This is a genomic window from Flavobacterium qiangtangense (assembly GCF_042658345.1).
Lineage (GTDB): Bacteria > Bacteroidota > Bacteroidia > Flavobacteriales > Flavobacteriaceae > Flavobacterium > Flavobacterium qiangtangense.
In genome coordinates, this window is sequence record NZ_JBHSQB010000009.1 from 423254 (window position 1) to 443716 (window position 20463).

19 protein-coding genes and 1 pseudogene are annotated in these 20463 nt (G+C 37.2%); 12 read left to right on the forward strand and 8 right to left on the reverse strand.

Annotated elements, in window-relative coordinates:
* Positions 1–32: 32 nt before the first annotated feature.
* The 6 genes from ACFPVY_RS13700 (at position 33) to ACFPVY_RS13725 (ending at position 4887) form a co-directional block, all read left to right on the forward strand.
* Complete coding sequence (locus ACFPVY_RS13700; protein ID WP_379792668.1) at positions 33–581, forward strand: YceD family protein; 549 nt, start codon at positions 33–35, stop codon at positions 579–581.
* Between the two features lie 9 nt (positions 582–590).
* Positions 591–785: a 50S ribosomal protein L32 gene (gene rpmF / locus ACFPVY_RS13705; RefSeq protein ID WP_125013250.1), complete on the forward strand. Its 195-nt coding sequence runs from the start codon at positions 591–593 to the stop codon at positions 783–785.
* 166 nt (positions 786–951) lie between these two features.
* A complete protein-coding gene (locus ACFPVY_RS13710; protein WP_379792670.1) occupies positions 952–1950 on the forward strand; it encodes a beta-ketoacyl-ACP synthase III in 999 nt (332 codons plus the stop codon).
* A gap of 24 nt (positions 1951–1974) precedes the next feature.
* Positions 1975–2460, forward strand: coding sequence for an acetyl-CoA carboxylase biotin carboxyl carrier protein (gene accB, locus ACFPVY_RS13715; protein WP_379792671.1), 486 nt, complete (start codon positions 1975–1977; stop codon positions 2458–2460).
* A 97-nt stretch (positions 2461–2557) separates the two neighbouring features.
* The gene (accC, locus tag ACFPVY_RS13720; RefSeq protein WP_379792672.1) at positions 2558–3904 is read left to right on the forward strand and encodes an acetyl-CoA carboxylase biotin carboxylase subunit; all 1347 of its coding nucleotides are present in this window, start codon (positions 2558–2560) and stop codon (positions 3902–3904) included.
* A 143-nt stretch (positions 3905–4047) separates the two neighbouring features.
* Positions 4048–4887 (forward strand): T9SS type A sorting domain-containing protein, encoded by an 840-nt coding sequence (locus ACFPVY_RS13725; protein ID WP_379792673.1) that lies wholly within the window; start codon positions 4048–4050, stop codon positions 4885–4887.
* Between the two features lie 65 nt (positions 4888–4952).
* Here ACFPVY_RS13725 and ACFPVY_RS13730 read toward each other — a convergent pair whose 3' ends face one another.
* The gene (locus ACFPVY_RS13730) at positions 4953–6854 is read right to left on the reverse strand and encodes a S9 family peptidase (protein ID WP_379792675.1); all 1902 of its coding nucleotides are present in this window, start codon (positions 6852–6854) and stop codon (positions 4953–4955) included.
* Positions 6855–7031: 177 nt separating this feature from the next.
* On the opposite strand from ACFPVY_RS13730, the gene ACFPVY_RS13735 reads away from it, so the two are divergent.
* From ACFPVY_RS13735 to ACFPVY_RS13760, 6 genes and pseudogenes are all read left to right on the forward strand, one after another.
* Positions 7032–8552 carry a dicarboxylate/amino acid:cation symporter gene (locus tag ACFPVY_RS13735; protein WP_379792676.1) on the forward strand — a complete coding sequence of 507 codons (1521 nt, stop codon included), beginning with the start codon at positions 7032–7034 and terminating at the stop codon, positions 8550–8552.
* Positions 8553–9251, forward strand: a complete 699-nt coding sequence (locus tag ACFPVY_RS13740; RefSeq protein ID WP_379792678.1) for a DedA family protein — start codon at positions 8553–8555, stop codon at positions 9249–9251.
* A 145-nt stretch (positions 9252–9396) separates the two neighbouring features.
* Positions 9397–10518, forward strand: a pseudogene (locus tag ACFPVY_RS13745) (NAD(P)/FAD-dependent oxidoreductase).
* A gap of 21 nt (positions 10519–10539) precedes the next feature.
* Positions 10540–11217, forward strand: a complete 678-nt coding sequence (gene mtgA / locus ACFPVY_RS13750; protein WP_379792680.1) for a monofunctional biosynthetic peptidoglycan transglycosylase — start codon at positions 10540–10542, stop codon at positions 11215–11217.
* 7 nt (positions 11218–11224) lie between these two features.
* The gene (locus ACFPVY_RS13755; RefSeq protein ID WP_379792681.1) at positions 11225–12178 is read left to right on the forward strand and encodes a lipid A deacylase LpxR family protein; all 954 of its coding nucleotides are present in this window, start codon (positions 11225–11227) and stop codon (positions 12176–12178) included.
* A gap of 44 nt (positions 12179–12222) precedes the next feature.
* Positions 12223–12525, forward strand: a complete 303-nt coding sequence (locus ACFPVY_RS13760; RefSeq protein ID WP_379792682.1) for a hypothetical protein — start codon at positions 12223–12225, stop codon at positions 12523–12525.
* A 62-nt stretch (positions 12526–12587) separates the two neighbouring features.
* On the opposite strand, the gene ACFPVY_RS13765 is transcribed toward ACFPVY_RS13760, so the two are convergent.
* The 7 genes from ACFPVY_RS13765 to mscL form a co-directional block, all read right to left on the reverse strand.
* A complete protein-coding gene (locus ACFPVY_RS13765) occupies positions 12588–14723 on the reverse strand; it encodes a prolyl oligopeptidase family serine peptidase (RefSeq protein ID WP_379792683.1) in 2136 nt (711 codons plus the stop codon).
* A 47-nt stretch (positions 14724–14770) separates the two neighbouring features.
* Entirely contained in the window at positions 14771–15151 is a 381-nt protein-coding gene (locus ACFPVY_RS13770) for a DoxX protein (protein ID WP_379792684.1), read from the reverse strand.
* A 181-nt stretch (positions 15152–15332) separates the two neighbouring features.
* Positions 15333–15902 (reverse strand): type 1 periplasmic binding fold superfamily protein, encoded by a 570-nt coding sequence (locus ACFPVY_RS13775; RefSeq protein ID WP_379792685.1) that lies wholly within the window; start codon positions 15900–15902, stop codon positions 15333–15335.
* Between the two features lie 20 nt (positions 15903–15922).
* The gene (locus ACFPVY_RS13780) at positions 15923–18304 is read right to left on the reverse strand and encodes a TonB-dependent receptor (protein WP_379792686.1); all 2382 of its coding nucleotides are present in this window, start codon (positions 18302–18304) and stop codon (positions 15923–15925) included.
* 82 nt (positions 18305–18386) lie between these two features.
* Positions 18387–18734 carry a hypothetical protein gene (locus ACFPVY_RS13785; protein WP_379792687.1) on the reverse strand — a complete coding sequence of 116 codons (348 nt, stop codon included), beginning with the start codon at positions 18732–18734 and terminating at the stop codon, positions 18387–18389.
* 169 nt (positions 18735–18903) lie between these two features.
* Positions 18904–19893 (reverse strand): aspartate-semialdehyde dehydrogenase, encoded by a 990-nt coding sequence (locus ACFPVY_RS13790; protein WP_379792688.1) that lies wholly within the window; start codon positions 19891–19893, stop codon positions 18904–18906.
* Between the two features lie 174 nt (positions 19894–20067).
* Positions 20068–20451 carry a large conductance mechanosensitive channel protein MscL gene (mscL, locus tag ACFPVY_RS13795; protein WP_379792689.1) on the reverse strand — a complete coding sequence of 128 codons (384 nt, stop codon included), beginning with the start codon at positions 20449–20451 and terminating at the stop codon, positions 20068–20070.
* Between the last annotated feature and the right edge of the window lie 12 nt (positions 20452–20463).

Sequence of the window (20463 nt, forward strand, 5' to 3'; positions counted from 1 at the left end):
ACTCCCGAAGTTTAGGGCAAATTGTTGTGAAGATGAAAGTAACCAATGAATTTTTAATTCCTTTCGTAGGATTAAAGTTAGGAAAACATCAGTTTGAATATCAAATAAATAAAGAGTTCTTTGAGGACTATCAATATGACGAGTTTGAATCTTGTGATATTAAAGTCAACTTAGTTTTAGAGAAAAAAAGCACCATGCTTGAACTTCACTTTAAGCACAAAGGCACGATTCACGTTCCGTGTGACTTGACAAGTGAGATGTTTGATCTTCCTGTAAAAGGAAAAATTAAACTGATTGTTCAATTTGGAGAAGTTTTTAATGATGATAATGAGGAATTACTCATTTTGACCTTTGGGGAACATCAGGTTGACGTTAAGCAATACATTTATGAAATGATAGCGCTTTCGATTCCTCTAAAAAAGATTCATCCAGGCATAAAAGACGGAACTTTAAAAAGTGAAGCCCTTGACAAGCTAAATGAATTGAAAGTGAATGCCAAGGAACATAAGACTGATGTAAAAGAAGAAGAAACGACAGATCCACGCTGGGATCAATTAAAAAAACTATTAACGGATAAATAATATAGTAAAATGGCACATCCTAAGAGAAAAATCTCGAAAACAAGAAGAGATAAGAGAAGAACACATTATAAAGCGACTGTTGCTCAAATTGCTACATGTCCTATAACTGGTGAGGCACATTTATACCACAGAGCTTACTGGCACGAAGGTAAAATGTACTACAGAGGTCAAGTGGTAATCGACAAGCAAGAAGCTGTTGCTTAATACAATTTTGTAGATAAAAAACTTAACTCTCACGTTGTGAGAGTTTTTTTGTTATTTATAATTTATTGATAAATAACAACTTGCAACGAGATATGTTTTAGAAATTTTTTGTAATTTCCACCTCTTTTCGAATTCAATAATTTGATAAGAAAATTATTAAAAACTTATGAATAAAATCACAGCCGCAATTACCGCTGTTGGAGCTTACGTGCCAGATTTTGTACTTTCAAACCAAGTATTAGAAACCTTGGTTGATACCAATGATGAGTGGATCACTTCACGAACTGGAATCAAAGAAAGACGCATGCTGAAAGATGATTCGAAAGGAACGTCTTATCTTGCAATCAAAGCTGCAGAAGATTTAATTGCAAAAAATAACATCAACCCAGCAGAAATCGATTTGGTTTTGCTTGGTACCACAACTCCAGACATGCCAGTTGCTGCAACAGCAGTTTATGTTGCAACTCAAATTGGCGCTGTCAACGCTTTCGCCTATGATTTACAAGCGGCGTGTTCCAGCTTTTTATATGGAATGTCGACTGCATCAGCTTACATTGAATCAGGCAGATACAAAAAGATTTTATTGATTGGAGCAGATAAAATGTCTTCAATTATCGATTACACAGATAGAGCCACTTGCATCATCTTTGGAGATGGAGCAGGAGCCGTTTTATTTGAACCAAATCACGAAGGTCTAGGTTTTCAAAACGAAATCCTTCGCAGTGACGGAATCGGAAGAGATTTCTTGAAAATTGACGCTGGCGGATCATTGCTTCCTGCTTCTCACGAAACGGTTGATAACAAGCAACATTATGTTTTTCAAGACGGAAAAACGGTTTTCAAATATGCAGTTTCAGGAATGGCTGATGTCAGCGAAAAAATCATGGAACGCAACAACTTGACAAAAGACGACGTGAATTGGTTGATCGCACATCAAGCAAACAAAAGAATTATTGATGCAACGGCCAATAGAATGGGAGTGGATGAATCGAAAGTTCTAGTAAACATTCAAAAATATGGCAATACGACTTCAGCAACATTGCCATTGCTTCTAAACGACTTTGAGAAGCAATTCAAAAAAGGAGATAATTTAATTTTTGCCGCATTCGGAGGTGGATTCACATGGGGATCTATTTATATGAAATGGGCTTACGACAAACAATAAAACTAAAACCTAAATTCGAATATCATGGATATTAGAGAAATTCAAAACTTAATCAAATTTGTAGCAAAATCAGGAGCTACCGAAGTAAAATTGGAGATGGATGATATCAAGATCACTATCAAAACTACTGATGGAGGTTCATCTGAAACTACAACTTACATTCAGCAAGCGCCAGTAAGCCACGCTTTACCACAAGCTGCAGCGCCTCAGCCAACAGCTCCATCTGCTCCGGCGGAAACTGTTGCTCCAGCTGCTGACGATAATGCAAAATATATTACAATTAAGTCACCAATTATCGGAACATTGTACAGAAAACCATCTCCAGATAAAGCTCCATTCGTAGAAGTTGGAACTTCAATCTCAAAAGGAGACGTGGTTTGTGTTATCGAAGCAATGAAACTTTTCAACGAAATTGAATCTGAAATTTCAGGTAAAATCGTAAAAGTTTTAGTTGACGATTCTTCTCCAGTTGAATTCGACCAACCTTTATTCTTAGTTGATCCATCTTAATTTAGATTGTTAGATTGTTAGATTTTTAGAGCTATCGAAGTATCTAAAAATCGAATTATCAAATTATCGAATTGTCTAATTATCTAATTAATACAAGATGTTTAAAAAAATATTAATCGCAAACAGAGGAGAAATCGCACTTCGCGTGATCAGAACCTGTAGAGAAATGGGTATCAAAACTGTAGCTGTTTATTCAACTGCAGATGCTGAAAGCTTGCACGTTCGCTTTGCGGACGAAGCAGTTTGCATCGGCCCGCCACCAAGTAACTTATCTTACTTGAAAATGTCAAATATCATTGCCGCTGCAGAAATTACAAATGCAGACGCAATCCATCCAGGATATGGTTTCCTTTCTGAAAATGCTAAATTTTCAAAAATCTGTCAAGAACACGGTATCAAGTTCATCGGAGCTTCACCAGAAATGATTGACAGAATGGGAGACAAAGCTTCTGCAAAAGCGACGATGAAAGCGGCAGGAGTTCCAACAATTCCAGGTTCAGAAGGTTTGTTAGAATCTTTTGAGCAAACTAAGAAATTAGCTAGTGAATTTGGCTATCCAGTAATGCTTAAAGCAACAGCTGGTGGTGGTGGAAAAGGAATGAGAGCCGTTTGGAAAGAAGAAGAACTTCAAAAAGCTTGGGAAAGCGCTCGTCAAGAAGCTGCTGCATCTTTCGGAAACGACGGAATGTACATGGAAAAATTGATTGAAGAGCCTCGTCACATCGAAATCCAAGTGGTTGGAGATGCTTACGGAAAAGCTTGTCACCTTTCTGAAAGAGACTGTTCTGTTCAAAGACGTCACCAAAAATTGACTGAAGAAACTCCTTCTCCATTCATGACAGACGATTTGCGTTTGAAAATGGGAGAAGCTGCCGTGAAAGCTGCAGAATATATCAAATATGAAGGTGCTGGAACCGTAGAATTTTTGGTTGACAAACACAGAAATTTCTACTTCATGGAAATGAACACTCGTATTCAGGTAGAGCACCCAATCACAGAGCAAGTTATTGATTATGACTTGATTCGTGAGCAGATTTTAGTAGCTGCAGGTGTGCCGATTTCTGGTAAAAATTACTTGCCACAATTGCACGCTATCGAATGCAGGATCAACGCCGAAGATCCTTACAACGACTTCCGTCCGTCACCAGGAAAAATCACGACGTTACATACGCCAGGAGGTCACGGAGTTCGTTTAGATACGCACGTTTATTCTGGGTATACTATTCCGCCAAACTACGATTCAATGATTGCAAAGTTGATTACAACGGCGCAAACTCGTGAAGAAGCGATCAACAAAATGAAGCGCGCTTTGGATGAATTCGTAATTGAAGGTGTGAAAACCACGATTCCGTTCCACAGACAATTGATGGATGAACCAGCTTATGTGGCTGGAGATTACACTACAAAATTCATGGAAAGCTTCAAAATGAATGATCCTAAATAAATAGAATCCTATAAATTTTAAAAAATCCCAATCGAAAGGTTGGGATTTTTTTTTGGATTAAAAAATATGGTTTTTGGTTTTAAAAGCTAGTTTTAAGAAATTATTAATATATTTGGTATTAATAAACTTAAAAATGTGATATTATGAAACAAATTTACAAAATTGAAAATTCGTTCAGATTTTTCAAGAAAGGAATCATTTTAGCATCGTTTGCTCTTGCTTTTACAAGTGTAAACGCGCAGGTCACAACTTTTCCTTGGACAGAAACTTTTGAAGATGCTTCACCTACAAGAGCAGCTTGGACACAAATTTATGAAGTGAATACTATGTCTTGGACTTATGTTACATCGCCAACAACCGGCGGAACGGGAATTACGGCCTATGAAGGGACAAAATTTGCCAACTATCCTGGAACGTCTCATCTTTTTGATAAAACTAAATTGGTGAGCCCAGTTTTAGACTTGTCAAATCACGAAAATGTGAGTGTAAGTTTCTATTTTAGAAATCCATATTGGAATCCTGACCAAAACTGGTTGCGAATTTTCTACCGAACTTCATCAACTTCTGCTTGGGTTCAAGTTGCAGAATACCATTCGAATGTTACAGCGTGGACGACGTCAGGAACAATTGTACTTCCAAATCCGTCTGCAACATATCAAATTGCCGTGGAGTGCGAGACCGATTATGGATATTCTACAACTGTTGACGCATTGACGGTAACGGCAACACAGCTTGGAGTCAACGAATTTGCAAAAGCAAAAGTAAGTTATTACCCAAATCCTGCTGGAAATGTATTGAATTTTTCAAGCCCGGAAACAGTTTCTGAAATTCAAATTTTTAATCTTTTGGGACAAAAAGTTTTAGATCGCAAATTAAATGCGACTGAAGGTCAAATCGATTTATCTGGTTTATCATCAGGGAGTTATGTTGTTCAGACAACAACTGCAATTGGAACTGAAAGTTTCAAGTTAGCGAAGAAATAATTTATTTTTAAGCATAAAAAAATCCCGCAAGTTGATTCTTGCGGGATTTTATATTTTAAAATTTTCTACAATGTCTCTTTCAACCATCTAAAAAATTCTTTCTGCCAAACCTGAGCATTTTGAGGTTTTAAAACCCAGTGATTTTCTTCTGGTAAGAGAACAAATCTACTTTTGATACCTCGCAATTGCGCTGCTTGAAAAGCTTCCTGTCCTTGACCAATCGGAACTCTGTAATCTTTTCCACCTTGAAAAATTAAAATCGGTGTGTCCCATTTCGCCACATTGTTAATTGGATTAAATTCTGCGAATGTTTTTTGTGCCACAGCATTGTCTTTTTCCCAATAAGCGCCACCGTGATCCCAGTTGTTGAAGAAAACTTCTTCAGTGGTTCCATACATGCTTTGTAAGTTGTAAACGCCACAGTGCGAAATAAATGTCTTGAATCTTTTTTGGTGGATTCCGGCCAAATAAAACACAGAATAACCGCCATAACTTGCTCCAACAGCGCCTAATCTTGCTTTGTCAACATAACTTTCTTTTGAAACATCGTCAATCGCAGAAAGATAATCGTCCATCACCTGTCCGCCCCAATCTTTACTAATTTGTTCGTTCCATTCCACGCCGTGACCTTGCATTCCTCTTCGATTTGGCGCTACGACGATATAACCTTGTGCTGCCATAACTTGAAAATTCCAACGGAAAGAATAGAATTGCGTCAACGCAGATTGTGGTCCGCCTTGGCAATATAATAAAGTTGGATATTTTTTATTCTTGTCAAAATTTGGAGGAAGAACCACCCAGACCAACATCTTTTTTCCGTCGGTTGTGGTTACATATCTTTTCTCGAATTTGCTCAAGGCAATTTTTGAATACGCAGCGTCATTCACTTTTGTAATTTGGCTGAAGCTTTTCTTCTTGAAATCATACGAATAAATCTCAGAAGCGTGATTAAAATCAGTTCTTGTCACGATGATTTTTTCTCCAGAAAAGCCAACTATTTCATTTACGTCAAAATCTCCATCGGTAATTTGTCTTACGGTAATCGCAATTCGAGTCACACCCGGAAAATTTACTTCAAACAGTTGTTTCGTTCCATTTATCGGAGCTAAAAAATATACTTTTTTACCGTCAGCACTCCAAGTGAAACTGTCCACAGTTCCGTCCCAAGCGCTAGTCAAATTCATATCATTTCCTTTAAAACGGACGATGATATCATTTTTGTCGGCTTCATATCCATCGCGTTTCATCTGCAACCAAGTCAAATCTCCATTAGGCGAAAATTGCGGTGCGGTGTCATATCCCGGATTTTTTTCGGTCAAGTTTTTAGTGGTTTTTGTAGCCAAATCATATTGGTACAAATCAGTATTGGTGGAAATGGCGTATTTTGTCCCTTCTAATTTTTTGGAAACATAAACAATACTTTTTCCATCAGGCGACCAAACAAAATCTTCATCACCGCCAAAAGGTTTTTGAGGTGAATCAAAAGGCTCGTCTTTCATAATATCAATGAAATTCTCTTTGTCAGTCGCATTTGAATAAACCACGTGATTGTGCGTTCCGTCGTTCCAAGTGTCCCAATGTCTGTAATCCAAACCGTCATAAACCTGAACATTTGACTTGTCTAAATTTGGATAATAATCTTTGCCCAAAACTTTTCCGACCTTGATTTCCTTGCTTGATAGCAACAATTTTCCGTCAGGAGAAAGATTTTTGTCTTTCAACAACGTTTCATAATCTGTAATTTCGGTAGCTTTTCCGCCAGAAACCGGAATAGAATATACCTTTGAATCTGACTTGTTTTCTTCCACCGAAGGAATTGAAACTTTGTAAATAATATTTTTGCTATCTTTTGTAATTCCTAGCGGAGTTACTCGTCCGAGTCGCCAAAGTAATTCGGGCGTCATTACGTTTTGCGCTGATGCGGATAATCCAATCATACCAATTGTTAAGAGAAGAATTTTTTTCATTATGTAAATTTGTAAAGAAGGCCTAAATGTAGGCATTTTTTGGAAACTGGTTTAGACCCAAAACTAACGAATCGTTTAAAAACATCTGTAATCGGCGGTTTTTTATTGGGAAAAATCGTTTTAGTCAAGGCTTTTTTAAAAAATATGCCTATTTTCACGGACTAAAATTAAACTGATTTGAAAAACAACAATAAACTGTTCATCGCAATTATCGTCGCACTGGTTTTAGGCGTCGGATTAGGATACATTATCAATTATTCAGGAAAAGGAAATACCATCAGATATTCGCCGGCAAATCTTGGTCCTGATAAACTTTCTTTTGAGTTAAGCGATGGCAAAAAATACACGCAAGACGTTTATGTCGTTAAAGACAGCGCGAGTTATAAGGAATATGCAAAAACGCTTCCGGCAAACACGAACGAAATCATCGTTTTAAACGAAAAAAAAGCTACGCTTGTTCCAACAGTTGTTTCTGGAAACTCAAATTTAAATCTTGAAAAAGTTTCAAAATCTGAAAACGGATCACCAGCTTCCATAGAAAATATTGACTCTTTTGCAGAAAAAATAAAACTACTGGGAACCATTTTTATCCGATTAGTTCAAATGATCATCGCGCCGTTAGTTTTTTCAACTTTGGTTGTTGGAATTGCAAAAATGGGCGACATGAAAATGGTGGGTCGCGTCGGAGGAAAAGCAATGGCTTGGTTCATTACCGCTTCCTTGATTTCTCTAACAGTAGGTTTGGTTTTAGTGAATTGGCTTAAACCAGGAAAAGGAACTTCCATAAAAATGGATGACGTTTCTGCTGCAGAAGATTTGTTGAAAAATACAGGTTCTTTTTCGCTAGAACACTTTGTAACGCACGTGGTTCCAAAGAGTTTTGTGGAAGCAATGGCTACAAATGAAATCTTGCAAATCGTTATTTTCTCAATTTTGTTTGGTGTCGCGCTTTCAGGAATGGGAAAATTGGCAGATCCAATTATCAAAGTTTTAGATGTTATTTCTCACGTAATCCTTAAAATGGTAACTTACATTATGTGGGTTGCACCGCTTGGTGTTTTCGGCGCCGTTTCTGCCGCCGTTGCCGTTTATGGTTTCGAGATTTTCACTTTATACGCAAAATACTTGACAGATTTTGCCATCGGAATTTTAGTCCTTTGGGCATTATTGCTTCTCGTTGGATATTTTATCCTCGGAAACAGACTTTGGACATTATTAAAAAGAATCAAAAGTCCTTTGTTAATCGCATTTTCAACTACTTCAAGCGAAGCCGTTTTTCCAAAATTAGTCGAAGAATTAGAACGTTTTGGATGTAAAAGTAAAATCGTTTCATTCACTTTGCCTCTCGGATATTCCTTCAATCTTGACGGAAGCATGATGTACATGACTTTCGCCAGCATTTTCATCGCGCAAGTTTACGGCGTCGATATGACTTTAGGCGAGCAAATTACAATGCTTTTAGTCTTGATGCTGACCAGCAAAGGCGTTGCCGGAGTTCCAAGAGCGTCATTAATTGTAGTAGTCGCCACATGTGCAATGTTCGGAATTCCGCCAGAAGGAATCGCTTTAATCTTGCCAATTGACCACTTTTGCGATATGGCCCGAAGCATGACAAACGTACTCGGAAACGCCTTGGCGACAACCGCAGTCGACAAATGGGAATCAGAACCTGAAACAATAACAGAAACAGCAAGCTAAATGGAAAGTTTCGATTGGATGCAATTATTAAATCCTGAATTTTATATCAACCTGAAAATCAGCGGTGTTCCCATCGGCATTTATGTCGTTTTATTCATCGTTTTCGCAGAAACAGGACTTTTCGCCGGATTTTTTCTGCCTGGCGACACATTGCTTTTTCTAGCCGGAATTTACAGCACAGAATTGATGTCAACCATCATTTCAATTGACAACGATTTCATAAATCTTGCCATATTATCATCGTTAGTCGCACTCGCAGGAATCATTGGAAACACCTTTGGTTACTGGTTTGGATCAAAAAGCGGTTACTATCTTTACAATAAACAAGACACATTTTGGTTCAAGAAAAAATACTTAATCGAGTCCAGAATTTTCTTTGAAAAACACGGCGGAAGAGCCATTATCTTCGCCAGATTTGTCCCGATAATCAGAACTTTTGCGCCAATTATCGCAGGAATCGTGGGCATGGAAAAGAAAAAATTCATGTTTTTCAACATCTTGAGTTCCTTTCTTTGGGCATTCACTCTGATTTTTGCTGGCCACTATTTGAACGATTTATTTATGGCAGAATTCGGAATCAACTTAAAAGATCACATCGAAATCATCGTTTTGAGCATCGTCGCAATCACCACAGTACCGCTTTTGCTGAATTATCTAAAGAAAAAAACCGGAACAAAAGAAGACGAAAAGGAACTTTAGTTTTTTTTCAGAAGCGAAAGGACAGTGATTTTCAGCTATCCATTTTCCCGCTTTCCGGTGCAATCTCCCGATGAAAAATCGGGAGGATTTCCCCTGCAATCGGGGCTATAAAACAAACCATTTTAATTTTTTTAAACTTCAGGCCATGAAAGCGAACTTAAGCTACTGGGAAATAAAAAATTGGTTTTCAAATATTGATTACACCATCGTTGGCAGTGGAATTGTAGGCTTGCACACCGCATTGCGACTTCGAGAGAAATTTCCAGAAAGTAAAATTATAGTCCTTGAAAAAGGATTTTTGCCACAAGGCGCAAGTACCAAAAACGCAGGATTCGCCTGCTTCGGAAGCATCTCTGAAATCATCGACGACTTAAGAAACCATTCTGAAGAAGAAGTAATTCAGTTGATTCAAAAACGCTGGCAGGGTTTGCAATTACTCAGAAAGCGTCTTGGCGATCAAACCATAGATTATAAATTGTACGGAGGTTACGAACTTTTTTTGAAAAATTCTGAAAGTCATTATAACGAATGTCTGCAGAAAATTCCTTTTATCAATGACGTTTTGCGTCCGCTTTTTAAAGCTGATGTTTTTGCCAAAGAGATTGACCGATTCAACTTCGGAAATATCCAAGAATATTTAATTTTCAATCCGTTTGAAGGCCAAATCGATACCGGAAATATGATGGAAGCCTTACTGAAATTGGCAATTGCCAACAACATCCTCATTTTAAATCAGCAAACCGTTACCGAATATCAAGAAAATGCAAACGGCGTTCGCGTGGCTACAAATGATTTTGATTTCCAAACTAAAAAACTGTTTTTTGCCACAAACGGCTTTGCTGGAAATTTGACAAAAGGTGCTGTAAAGCCGGCAAGAGCACAAGTTTAAATCACAGAGCCAATTCCGAATTTAGATATAAAAGGTACATTTCATATTGACAAAGGTTATTATTACTTTAGAAATTTTGGTAACAGAATTCTGTTTGGCGGTGCCAGAAACGAAGATTTTGAAGGCGAAACCACAACTGAATTTGGCCAGACAGATTTAATACAAAATAAACTGGAGGAAATATTAAAAGAAGTAATTTTGCCAAACCAAGATTTTAAAATCGAACATCGCTGGAGTGGCATTATGGGAATGGGTTCTAGCAAGAATCCAATTGTTGAAAAACTTTCTGAAAATGTATATTGCGGCGTCAGATTAGGCGGAATGGGCGTTGCTATCGGCAGTTTGATTGGTCAAGAATTAGCAGATTTAGTAGATTAGATTATTGTTTTTTAGATTTTTATGGGTAAAAAAATACTTCAGTTTTTAATAAAATGTGCGCTTTGGTTCCTCGGAATTTCGGTGTTTTTTGTCATACTTTTTAAATTCGTTCCGGTCCCGTTTACGCCGTTGATGGCCATTCGCGCTTTGGAACAAAAAGAAGCCGGCAAAGAAATGACTTGCAGTCACGACTGGGTTTCGTTAGATGAAATGGCGCCAAATCTTCAAAAAGCGGTCATTGCCAGCGAAGACGCGACTTTCTTGAGCCACAACGGTTTTGACTTTGGAGCGATGCAAAAAGCATTCAAAAATAATTCCAAGGGAAAAAGATTAAAAGGCGGAAGTACCATTTCGCAACAGACTGCTAAAAATGTTTTTCTTTGGCAAGGAAGAAGTTATTTGAGAAAAGGTTTGGAAGCTTATTTCACGGTTTTGATCGAAATATTTTGGGGCAAAGAACGTATTATGGAAGTGTATTTGAACAGTATTGAAATGGGCGACGGCGTTTATGGCGTTGAAGCTGCATCCCAACATTGGTATGGAAAAGGCGCAAAATCGGTTTCAAAAAGAGAAGCTGCCGGAATTGCTGCAATTCTTCCAAATCCTAGAAAATTCAAGGCCAGCCATTCTTCTTCTTACACCGAAAGACGAAAAGGCCGAATTATGAAACACATGAATTACGTTAAATTAGATTACTAAAAATCAGATGCTGAAAAAAATTTCCCCGTTTTTTTTCTTGTTTTTTACCACCAGCATTTTTAGCCAGAATCATTCCGGAGAAGTCGGCATTATTGTCGATAATGACCTTTTTACTTCTACGGTAAACGATCAATATTACACCAACGGAATTGAAATTTTTTATCGTTTTCTGAGCCAAAATGAAAATCCAAACATCAACAAAAAGATTGTGGAATTCAAATTTGGGCAATACATTTACAATCCACATACGGTGGAAGCCCGAAGAATTTCCAGGCATGATAGGCCTTTTTCGGGTTATCTTTTTGGGGAATTTGGTATCAATCGATTTTATCAAAGTGAATCGGTTTTGAAAACAAATGTTCAATTGGGCGTGGTTGGTCCGTCTTCGCAAGCGGAAGGTTTCCAGAAATTATTTCATAAGGCTTTCGGTTATAAACCAGTTGAAGGTTGGGATTATCAAATTCGGGATGCTTTTGCCGTCCAAGGAAATGTGCTATATTCTACTAAAATATTTAGAAATAAACCAAGCGAAAAAATTGATTTTCACCTTCAAGGCGAAGCGAATTTTGGTACCGTTTTAAACGGAATTTCTATTGGTCCTTTGGCTAGAATTGCGCTTTGGAAAAAACTGCTTCCGGTTTATGATTCAAATCTTCACGGCGCATCGTTAAATTCAGATCAGGAAAAATATAAGGAACAAAGCGAGTTTTATTTCTACATTAATCCGAATTTTAACTACCAGATTTATGACACCACGATTCAGGGAAGTCTTTTTAATAACGACAGTCCGGTAACTTATGATTTGATTCCGATGCGATTCAATGGCGAAGCAGGTTTTAAATACCGAAAAAACCATTGGAATTTCCATTACGTTTTTGTTTATCGAGGCAAAGAAGTTGACAATGCTCGAAACGAGGGCTATTTTTATGGCTCAATTGGAGCGACTTATTTATTACATTAATTTCAGATTTTTTCCTTAACTTTAGTACTCTTAAAGATAAAATTATGAGTGCGAATTATAAATATGCAACAGTTTTGGAAGCAATAAAACAGCTTCGAGATCTGGGTTTTATGGTCGATTTTAATATTTCTGGAAATGCGCTAACCGTAAATGATGCCGAATACGACTGCGATGATTTTGAAATCACAGAAATTTATAGATATGAAGGCGATTCAAATCCAGATGAGGAATCAACAGTTTATGGAATTGAGTCGAAAGACGGCGTGAAAGGAATTTTGGTCACGTCTTACGGAATGTATATTGAAGATGCTTCTGAAGATTTATTGAAAAAATTATCGCTAAAATAAATATAAAAAAACCGCAAATCCACGGACTAATCTGTGAATTTGCGGTTTATATTTTAAATTAATTACTTCTTGTTTGGCAATTCTCTGTAACCCATATTGAAAAGTGTAAAAGCCATAACATCAGCTGCTTCTTCAATGGTTTTTGAAACTGGTTTTCCAGCACCGTGACCTGCATTGGTTTCAATTCTGATCAAAACTGGATTATCACCTTTTTTTTGTTTGGCTTGCAATTCTGCTGCAAATTTAAAACTGTGCGCTGGCACAACTCTATCGTCGTGATCGCCTGTGGTTACTAATGTTGCAGGGTATTTTACGCCTTTTTTCACGTTGTGAACAGGAGAATATGTTTTCAAATAATCAAACATTTCTTTTGAATCTTCAGCAGTTCCATAGTCATAAGCCCATCCCGCGCCAGCCGTGAACGTGTGGTAACGAAGCATATCTAAAACGCCAACTGCTGGCAGGGCTACTTTCATCAAATCAGGACGTTGGGTCATCGTTGCTCCAACCAAAAGTCCGCCGTTTGAACCACCACGAATGGCCAAGAAATCTGGTGAAGTATATTTCTCTTTCATCAAATATTCTCCCGCTGCGATAAAGTCATCAAAGACATTTTGTTTGTTTTGCTGAATACCGCCTTCGTGCCATTTTTTTCCGTATTCACCGCCACCGCGAAGATTTGGAACCGCATAAACACCACCTTGTTCTAACCAAACTGCATTCGAAATACTGAAGGCCGGAGTCAAACTCACATTAAATCCGCCATAAGCGTACAGGATTGTTGGGTTTTTTCCGTCTAATTTCAAGCCTTTTTTGTGCGTGATAATCATTGGAACTTTGGTGCCATCTTTTGAAGTATAAAAAACCTGCTTGCTTTCATAATCTTCTGATTTGAAATCTACTTTTGGTTTTTCATAGACTTTTGAAGCGCCCGCTTTTGGATTGAAAGCATAAATTGTTCCTGGAGTCGTGTAATTTGTAAAAGAATAATACAATTCTGTGTCTTCTTTTTTACCGCTGAAACCTCCAGCAGAACCGATCCCTGGTAATTTTATTTCGCGAAGCATTTTCCCTTCATAATCGTATTGTTTCACTTGGGAAACCGCATCTTTCATATAATTTGCAAAGATAAATCCGGCGCCAGTGCTTATTGATAGCACGTTTTCAGTTTCTGGAATAAAATCTTTCCAGTTTTCAGGTTTTGGATTTGCAGCGTCAACGGTAACCACTCTTTGGTTTGGCGCATTCAAATCTGTCGAAATAAATAATTTTGAGCCAACGTTGTCAATTACATTATTATCGCTGTTGAAATTATTTACAACGTTCACAATTTTACTATTTGGAACACTTAAATCTTTGATATAAAGTTCGTTTCCGTAGGTAGAATTGGCAGCAGAAATTACCAAATATTTGTCGTCTTCAGTCACGTAACCGCCCACATAACGGCGTTTTTCATTTTGGCCAAAGATAATCTTGTCTTCCTTTTGTGAAGTTCCAAGCTTGTGGAAATACATTTTGTGCTGATCTGTTTTTGCAGAAAGCTGGCTTCCGGTTGGCTTGTCATAGCTCGAATAATAAAAACCTTCGTTGCCAATCCAAGCGATGCCGCTGAATTTTACATCAACCAATTCTGCTTCTAATTTTTGCTTTGTAATAGCGTTCAAAATGATGATTTTGTTCCAATCGCTTCCTGCTTCTGAAATTGAATAAGCGACCAAAGAACCGTCTTTTGAAAATTGAACAGAAGAAAGCGAAGTGGTTCCGTCAGAAGAAAAAGTATTTGGATCTAAGAACAATTCTTCCTTGCCACTTTTGTCTTTTCGGTACATCACAGACTGATTTTGCAATCCGTTGTTTTTGAAATAATACGTATAATCGCCTTCTTTAAATGGAGCTGAAATTTTCTCGTAGTTCCAAACTTTTTCTAGTCTTTCCTTCAATTCTTTTCTAAAAGGAATTTTTTCTAAATAGCCAAAAGTAACTTCATTTTCAGCTTTTACCCAAGCCGCAGTTTCAGCAGATTTATCGTCTTCTAACCAGCGATATGGGTCTTTTACTTCGGTTCCAAAGTAAGTGTCAGTCGTGTCGACTTGTTTTGTTTCGGGATATTTTAGCACAATTTTCTCTTCTTTAATGGTTTCTTCTTTACAAGATAAAAGAGCGGATGCTGCAATCACTGTCAATACTAGTTTTTTCATTAAATTGTTTTTTGATTCCTACAAAAATAGGAAATGAAATGCATAAGTTAGTTAAAAAGCGGACGGTATTGTGGCCAATGTTTGTAAATCAAGATGATATTTAAAACTGCAACTAAAACTGCGCCGCCGATGCTTGGCAAATCTAAAAAGACGTGAAAAAGCAAAATGTTTAAAGAAATTGGGACTAAAACTATCAAAGCAAAAGCGATCCAGTTTTTAGTCAGAAGCATTATAGCTATAAAGACTTCGATCACGCCAACGATGGGCAAAACATAACCTGTTGCCACGAGCGAATTCATAAATTCTGAAGCGCTTTCTGGCAATTGTGGCGTTGGTAAAAAAGGCAACGCATAAAATTTATTAAGTCCGAAAACCAGCAAAATAATTCCTAAAAGTATTCTAACAATGGAGGTAAATTTTGAATTCATACTATCTATAATTTATTGGTTACTAAATGATTATTCAAAATTCTAAATTACTAAAAATATGTTAATGAAATTATGATGTGAATAAATTAATCGAAAGTATTTAGTTAATAATATTATTTTATATAATTTATAAAAAGAAAAAACCGCCTGTTAAAGCGGTTTTTTACTAAATATTTAATTGTTATTGAACGGTAATTGGGAAGCTAACTTGAATGTCAGTTTCACCACCTGCGTTTGTGATATTTCCTGATGCAACTCCATCAGCGCTTTTGCTAGGTTCGTGTCTTAAGATGATTGTCAAAGTTCCAGTTCCAACGGTTGCTCCCGTTGAGAAAGTGAAATTTAATCCCACTGGATTTCCGTTTTCATCATTTGGAACCGCGTATGCAAACGACCCCAAACTGTTTGAAACATTAAAGAAAAACTGGTGGTCAGCAGCTTCTTCCAATATTTCTTCGGTGATGCTTTCTGCTGGTGAAGCCGCTTCGTTCAGCAAATCTAAACTTCCTGAATAATTCGTATTTGCGGCAAGGTTTCCAGAAACGGTAACAACCGGCGCCAACGGACCTTCAGCTCCGTCTAAATCTTGTGATTTCAATGTAATAACTTGGCCTCCGCCAGTTAATGTTGCTGTTAAAGTGGTAATCACTTCTTCCTCATTTACAGCTCCAGCCGGACTGTCATCGTTGCTACAAGATGTGAAAAATAAAGTTGCTACAAGGCTTAGTGATAAAAATTTAATCGTTTTCATTTTTGATAATGGTTTTAGTTTTAATAATTTAATTTTAATTGAACTCTGAAATTACGTCCCAAATCATCTGCATAATAGCGTGTTCTGTTCAAATAATCGCGGTAGTTCGTGTTCAAAAGGTTTTGGATATTAAATCCGAGGGTCATTTTAGATTTCTCAAAAACATCAAAACTCATTTCTGAATTAAAATGCAGCAGGCTATATCCTTTTGGCGGTTTGCTTATTTCAACCAAAGTACTTACGGGTTCTCCAGTATCAAGCACATCTACGTAAAAATCATTATTCGGATATCGTTTTTGGGTCAAAACAGTTTCGTTTTTTAAGCTCAAGATAAGATTGTTCCAATTCGCTTTTTTGAAACTCACCGTGTTGTTAAAATTAAACGGAGGCATGTCAATTAAAGCTGAATTATTGGTTAAATCTTCGCCATGAACATAAGCGGCAGTCGAATGCCAATTCAGATTTTTTGCAAAATCATAATCGGCAGTAACATCGATTCCCAGAAGCCTTGCATCAACTTGACGGTATTCCCAAACCGGAAATGGTCCGCGATTTGACAAGATAATTGTCGTTGGAATCAAAACTTTAAAGTCGTTGATGAAATTCGCATACGGATTAATTTCCAAAGCAAATTTGCTTGTATTGTAATTTAAAGCCGTAGAAAATTTTGTAGCAACTTCGCGTTTCAATCGCAAATCTCCCAACTCAATTTGTCCGGTGGAATGGTGCAAACCATCGCTGAACAATTCTGCCGGATTCGGATTTCTGCTGGTCAAACTGATATTTGTAATCCAGTTCAATTTCTCGTTAATTTCATAATTTGTTCCTGCGCTACCAGAAAAATTATGATAACTAAAAACTGGATTTGTGTACCATTGCTGACCTTCTTCACCAATAATAAACTGGCTAAATTCATCGTCATAATCACGTTCTGTCCATCTTGTTTTCAAGTAATATTTCTTGGCATCAATGTGACTGAAGTCATAACGAATTCCGGTTTCAAGGGAAAGCTTGTCATTGAAAACATAATTTCCAATGGCGTAAACTCCGGCGTCGAACTTGTCATAATTTGGAATCAAAGCGCGAACATTCGTATTTTCTGTGTCGGCAAAATTGTTCTGATAACCGCCGTTTATCCCAAATTTATACTTGAATTTTTCAGAATAATTTCCTTCAAAATCAGCGTTTACCGTATGTGTTTTTAAATCTAAATCTAGCGAAGGTTTGTCTTTATCATCACCACGGCGAAGGTCAAATTCTAAACGATTATTGAATTGAAACGAATATTGAAGCGACAGTTTTCGGTCATTTGAGAATAATTTATAATAATTTATTTTTCCCAAATGATGTTGCAACTGCTGTTTTGGAGCATCGATATCATACGTAAAATCTGAAATATATTGCGGTTCGCCACTGTTTATGGCACGAATCAAATCAGAAGTACTGCTAATGTGCGACGCTCTCAAAATCGCGATATCGGCATTGAAATAACTATAGAAAAAATTAAATCCTTGGTTTTCTCCTTTGTATCCAAGACTTCCAGACAAATTTCTTTCACGGTTTCCCGTATTTGAAAGTACATAATCAGGAGATTGAAATTCGCCGAGATATTTGAAAGTTCCTTGAAGATTCCAATTCCAACCGCTTTCATAACCTTTAAAAAGGGAAGAAGTAACGCTTCCGCCACGACCGTTTGACTGAGCGTTCAAGATTGTTTTTCCAAAAATAGTATCCTTCACGGGAATATGTGGCGGATCAATAACGACCGTTCCTCCGATGGCATCGCCACCAAACTGAAGTCCGTTTGCACCTTTAATAACCGAGATTTTTCCAGCTGTGTTGACATCCATATTTGGCGCGTGTTCGGTTCCCCATTGCTGGTCTTCGAGACGCACATTATTGTTGATGATCAACACGCGACTGCTGTGCAAACCGTTGATAATCGGCTTGACAATCGTGTTTCCGGTTTTTAAAGATGAAACGCCACTGATTTCTTTCAAGGCATCGCCCAGACTTTCACTGCTGTATTTTTCGATAGTCGCAGTTTTGATTTCTTGGGCTTTATTTTTGGCATACGTTTCTTTCAAAACCACTTCTTGCAATTGCGAAACATCTGGTTTTAATGAAACATTTAAGGTTTTATTTCCTTGGAAGTCTAGAATTGTATCCAAAGTTTTATAACCCAAATATTCTACAAAAACCTGCAAACGGGCATTCGGAAGTCCTTTAATTACAAAGTTTCCCGACTCATCTGTGTTTGCGAAATACGTAGATATGTGGACGTGGCTACCCGCCAAAGGTTGATTTTTCTCATTAGTAATTCTTCCCGATAATGAATTTTGGGAATATACAAGAGATTGATTTCCTATAAAAAGGAAAGCAAATAATAAAATATAGCGCATTTTGAAAAAATCTAAAATGATAATTGAGGCTAGTTCCAAAACGTGGAAAAGCCAGAGAGTAGGGGAGTTCCCTCTAAATCAATTAGCAGTTTGACGGCGGACCGCGGAGCGATAGAAGTGTTCCTGAGAAAAAATTTGGTGCTTCTGTAGCGGGGAAACTAAATTGGGCGAAAGCCCTGTATGAAATTTGAGGTTTGAAAGTCGTGAATTCTGCGGCAATAAAATTGCTTAGTGTGAATTCGCAAACAAAACATTTTTCGTGATTGTGATCTAAAGTTTGGATTTTTGTACTTCCATCGTTGTTTGAATTACTGACAAAAGTGGTTTCCTGATCTAAAAAATGCTCGTAAGAATGGACAGACTGAAACAGTATCGAGAACAATACCGTCAGCATTAAAGAGAGATTTATGAGTACAAATTTCTTTTTCATCCGATGCAAATGTAGGGAAGTGAAAAGTAAAATTTAATGTTTTAACATATTTTAAGAGTTTTTAAGCAGGTTCATGGAACTGGGTTTTGGGTTCAAGATTTTTAAAAATGCGCATAAAAAAAGCCGTGACTTTTCAATCACAGCTTCCTTTTTATAAAATTTAATTTTCTTAAACCAATTTGTTCGCAACTAAATATTCAGCGATTTGAACCGTATTTGTAGCGGCACCTTTTCTCAAGTTATCCGCCACAATCCACATATTTAAAGTGTTTGGTTGCGATTCATCACGGCGAATTCTTCCCACAAAAACATCGTCTTTTCCTTGTGCAAATAAAGGCATCGGATAAGTGTAAGTATCAGTATTATCCTGAACCACAACTCCTGGCGTTTCGTGAAGAATTCTTCTGATGTCGCTTACTTCAAAATCATTTGAAAATTCCACATTTACGGCTTCGCTATGGCCACCAACAATTGGCACACGAACCGCAGTTGCAGTCACGGCAATGGTTTTATCGCTCAAGATTTTTTGCGTTTCACGAACCAATTTCATTTCTTCTTTGGTGTAACCGTTATCTTCAAAAAGGTCACATTGCGGGATTGCATTTCTGTGAATTTGGTATTTGTAAGCCATTTCACCTTTTGCTCCAACATATTCATTTTCTAACTGTTCTACAGCTTTTACGCCAGTTCCTGTGATCGATTGGTAAGTAGAAACGATAATTCTTTTGATATTATATTTTTTATGCAAAGGCGCCAAAGCCAAAACCATTTGAATAGTCGAGCAATTTGGATTTGCAATGATTTTATCGTCTTTTGTCAATTCCGAAGCATTGATTTCAGGAACAATTAATTTTTTGTCAGTGTGCATTCTCCAAGCTGATGAATTGTCAATTACTGTGGTTCCAGCTTCAGCAAATTTTGGTGCCCAAGCTAATGAAGTTTCGCCACCAGCTGAAAACAAAGCGATTTCTGGCTTCATGGCAACGGCAGTTTCTAATCCAACAACCTTATATGTCTTTCCTTTAAACTCAATTTCTTTGCCCACAGATTTCTCTGAAGCAACTGGAATTAACTCGGTTACAGGAAAATTTCTTTCTGCCAAAACTTGAAGCATTACTTCGCCAACCATTCCGGTTGCGCCAACAACAGCAACTTTCATATCAATATTTTTAATTGTTAAACTGATTTTCTGAATGCAAAAGTAGCTAATTAAGTAATCCAAAAAACGTATTTTTAAAATATAACAAATTGTTATGAAAAATATTTAAAAACAAAAAAACCGTCCAGTTTAAGGAACGGTTTAAGTTAGAATATATAATGTAGCGGAAATTTATTACTGTCTGCTTTTTAAAGAATCACGGATTTCCATCAACAACTTCTCTTCATTTGAAGGAGCTGGTGGTGCCGCTGGAGCTTCAACCTCTTTTTTGCGTGAAGAATTTACACCTTTTATAATTAAAAAGAGCACGATTGCCACAATGAAAAACGAGATTACATTTGATAAAAAGTTACCATATTTAACGCTGTTCCATTCTAAGGTTGCAATGTCTTTTGCGCCCGCCGCCTCTAAAGCCGGATTTAAAAGTAACGGCGTGATTACGTCATCTACGAGCGATTTTATTATTGCACTAAACGCCGCGCCAATTACAACACCGACGGCCAGATCGAGTACATTGCCTTTAAAAGCAAATTCTTTAAATTCTTTTACTAATCCCATAATTATTTGTTT

Coding starts and splice junctions, on each gene's coding strand:
- ACFPVY_RS13700 (WP_379792668.1), top strand. CDS start 33: ATGAAAGTAACCAATGAATTTTTAATTCCTTTCGTAGGATTAAAGTTA.
- rpmF (WP_125013250.1), top strand. CDS start 591: ATGGCACATCCTAAGAGAAAAATCTCGAAAACAAGAAGAGATAAGAGA.
- ACFPVY_RS13710 (WP_379792670.1), top strand. CDS start 952: ATGAATAAAATCACAGCCGCAATTACCGCTGTTGGAGCTTACGTGCCA.
- accB (WP_379792671.1), top strand. CDS start 1,975: ATGGATATTAGAGAAATTCAAAACTTAATCAAATTTGTAGCAAAATCA.
- accC (WP_379792672.1), top strand. CDS start 2,558: ATGTTTAAAAAAATATTAATCGCAAACAGAGGAGAAATCGCACTTCGC.
- ACFPVY_RS13725 (WP_379792673.1), top strand. CDS start 4,048: ATGAAACAAATTTACAAAATTGAAAATTCGTTCAGATTTTTCAAGAAA.
- ACFPVY_RS13730 (WP_379792675.1), bottom strand. CDS start 6,854: ATGAAAAAAATTCTTCTCTTAACAATTGGTATGATTGGATTATCCGCA.
- ACFPVY_RS13740 (WP_379792678.1), top strand. CDS start 8,553: ATGGAAAGTTTCGATTGGATGCAATTATTAAATCCTGAATTTTATATC.
- mtgA (WP_379792680.1), top strand. CDS start 10,540: ATGGGTAAAAAAATACTTCAGTTTTTAATAAAATGTGCGCTTTGGTTC.
- ACFPVY_RS13755 (WP_379792681.1), top strand. CDS start 11,225: ATGCTGAAAAAAATTTCCCCGTTTTTTTTCTTGTTTTTTACCACCAGC.
- ACFPVY_RS13760 (WP_379792682.1), top strand. CDS start 12,223: ATGAGTGCGAATTATAAATATGCAACAGTTTTGGAAGCAATAAAACAG.
- ACFPVY_RS13765 (WP_379792683.1), bottom strand. CDS start 14,723: ATGAAAAAACTAGTATTGACAGTGATTGCAGCATCCGCTCTTTTATCT.
- ACFPVY_RS13770 (WP_379792684.1), bottom strand. CDS start 15,151: ATGAATTCAAAATTTACCTCCATTGTTAGAATACTTTTAGGAATTATT.
- ACFPVY_RS13775 (WP_379792685.1), bottom strand. CDS start 15,902: ATGAAAACGATTAAATTTTTATCACTAAGCCTTGTAGCAACTTTATTT.
- ACFPVY_RS13780 (WP_379792686.1), bottom strand. CDS start 18,304: ATGCGCTATATTTTATTATTTGCTTTCCTTTTTATAGGAAATCAATCT.
- ACFPVY_RS13785 (WP_379792687.1), bottom strand. CDS start 18,734: ATGAAAAAGAAATTTGTACTCATAAATCTCTCTTTAATGCTGACGGTA.
- ACFPVY_RS13790 (WP_379792688.1), bottom strand. CDS start 19,893: ATGAAAGTTGCTGTTGTTGGCGCAACCGGAATGGTTGGCGAAGTAATG.
- mscL (WP_379792689.1), bottom strand. CDS start 20,451: ATGGGATTAGTAAAAGAATTTAAAGAATTTGCTTTTAAAGGCAATGTA.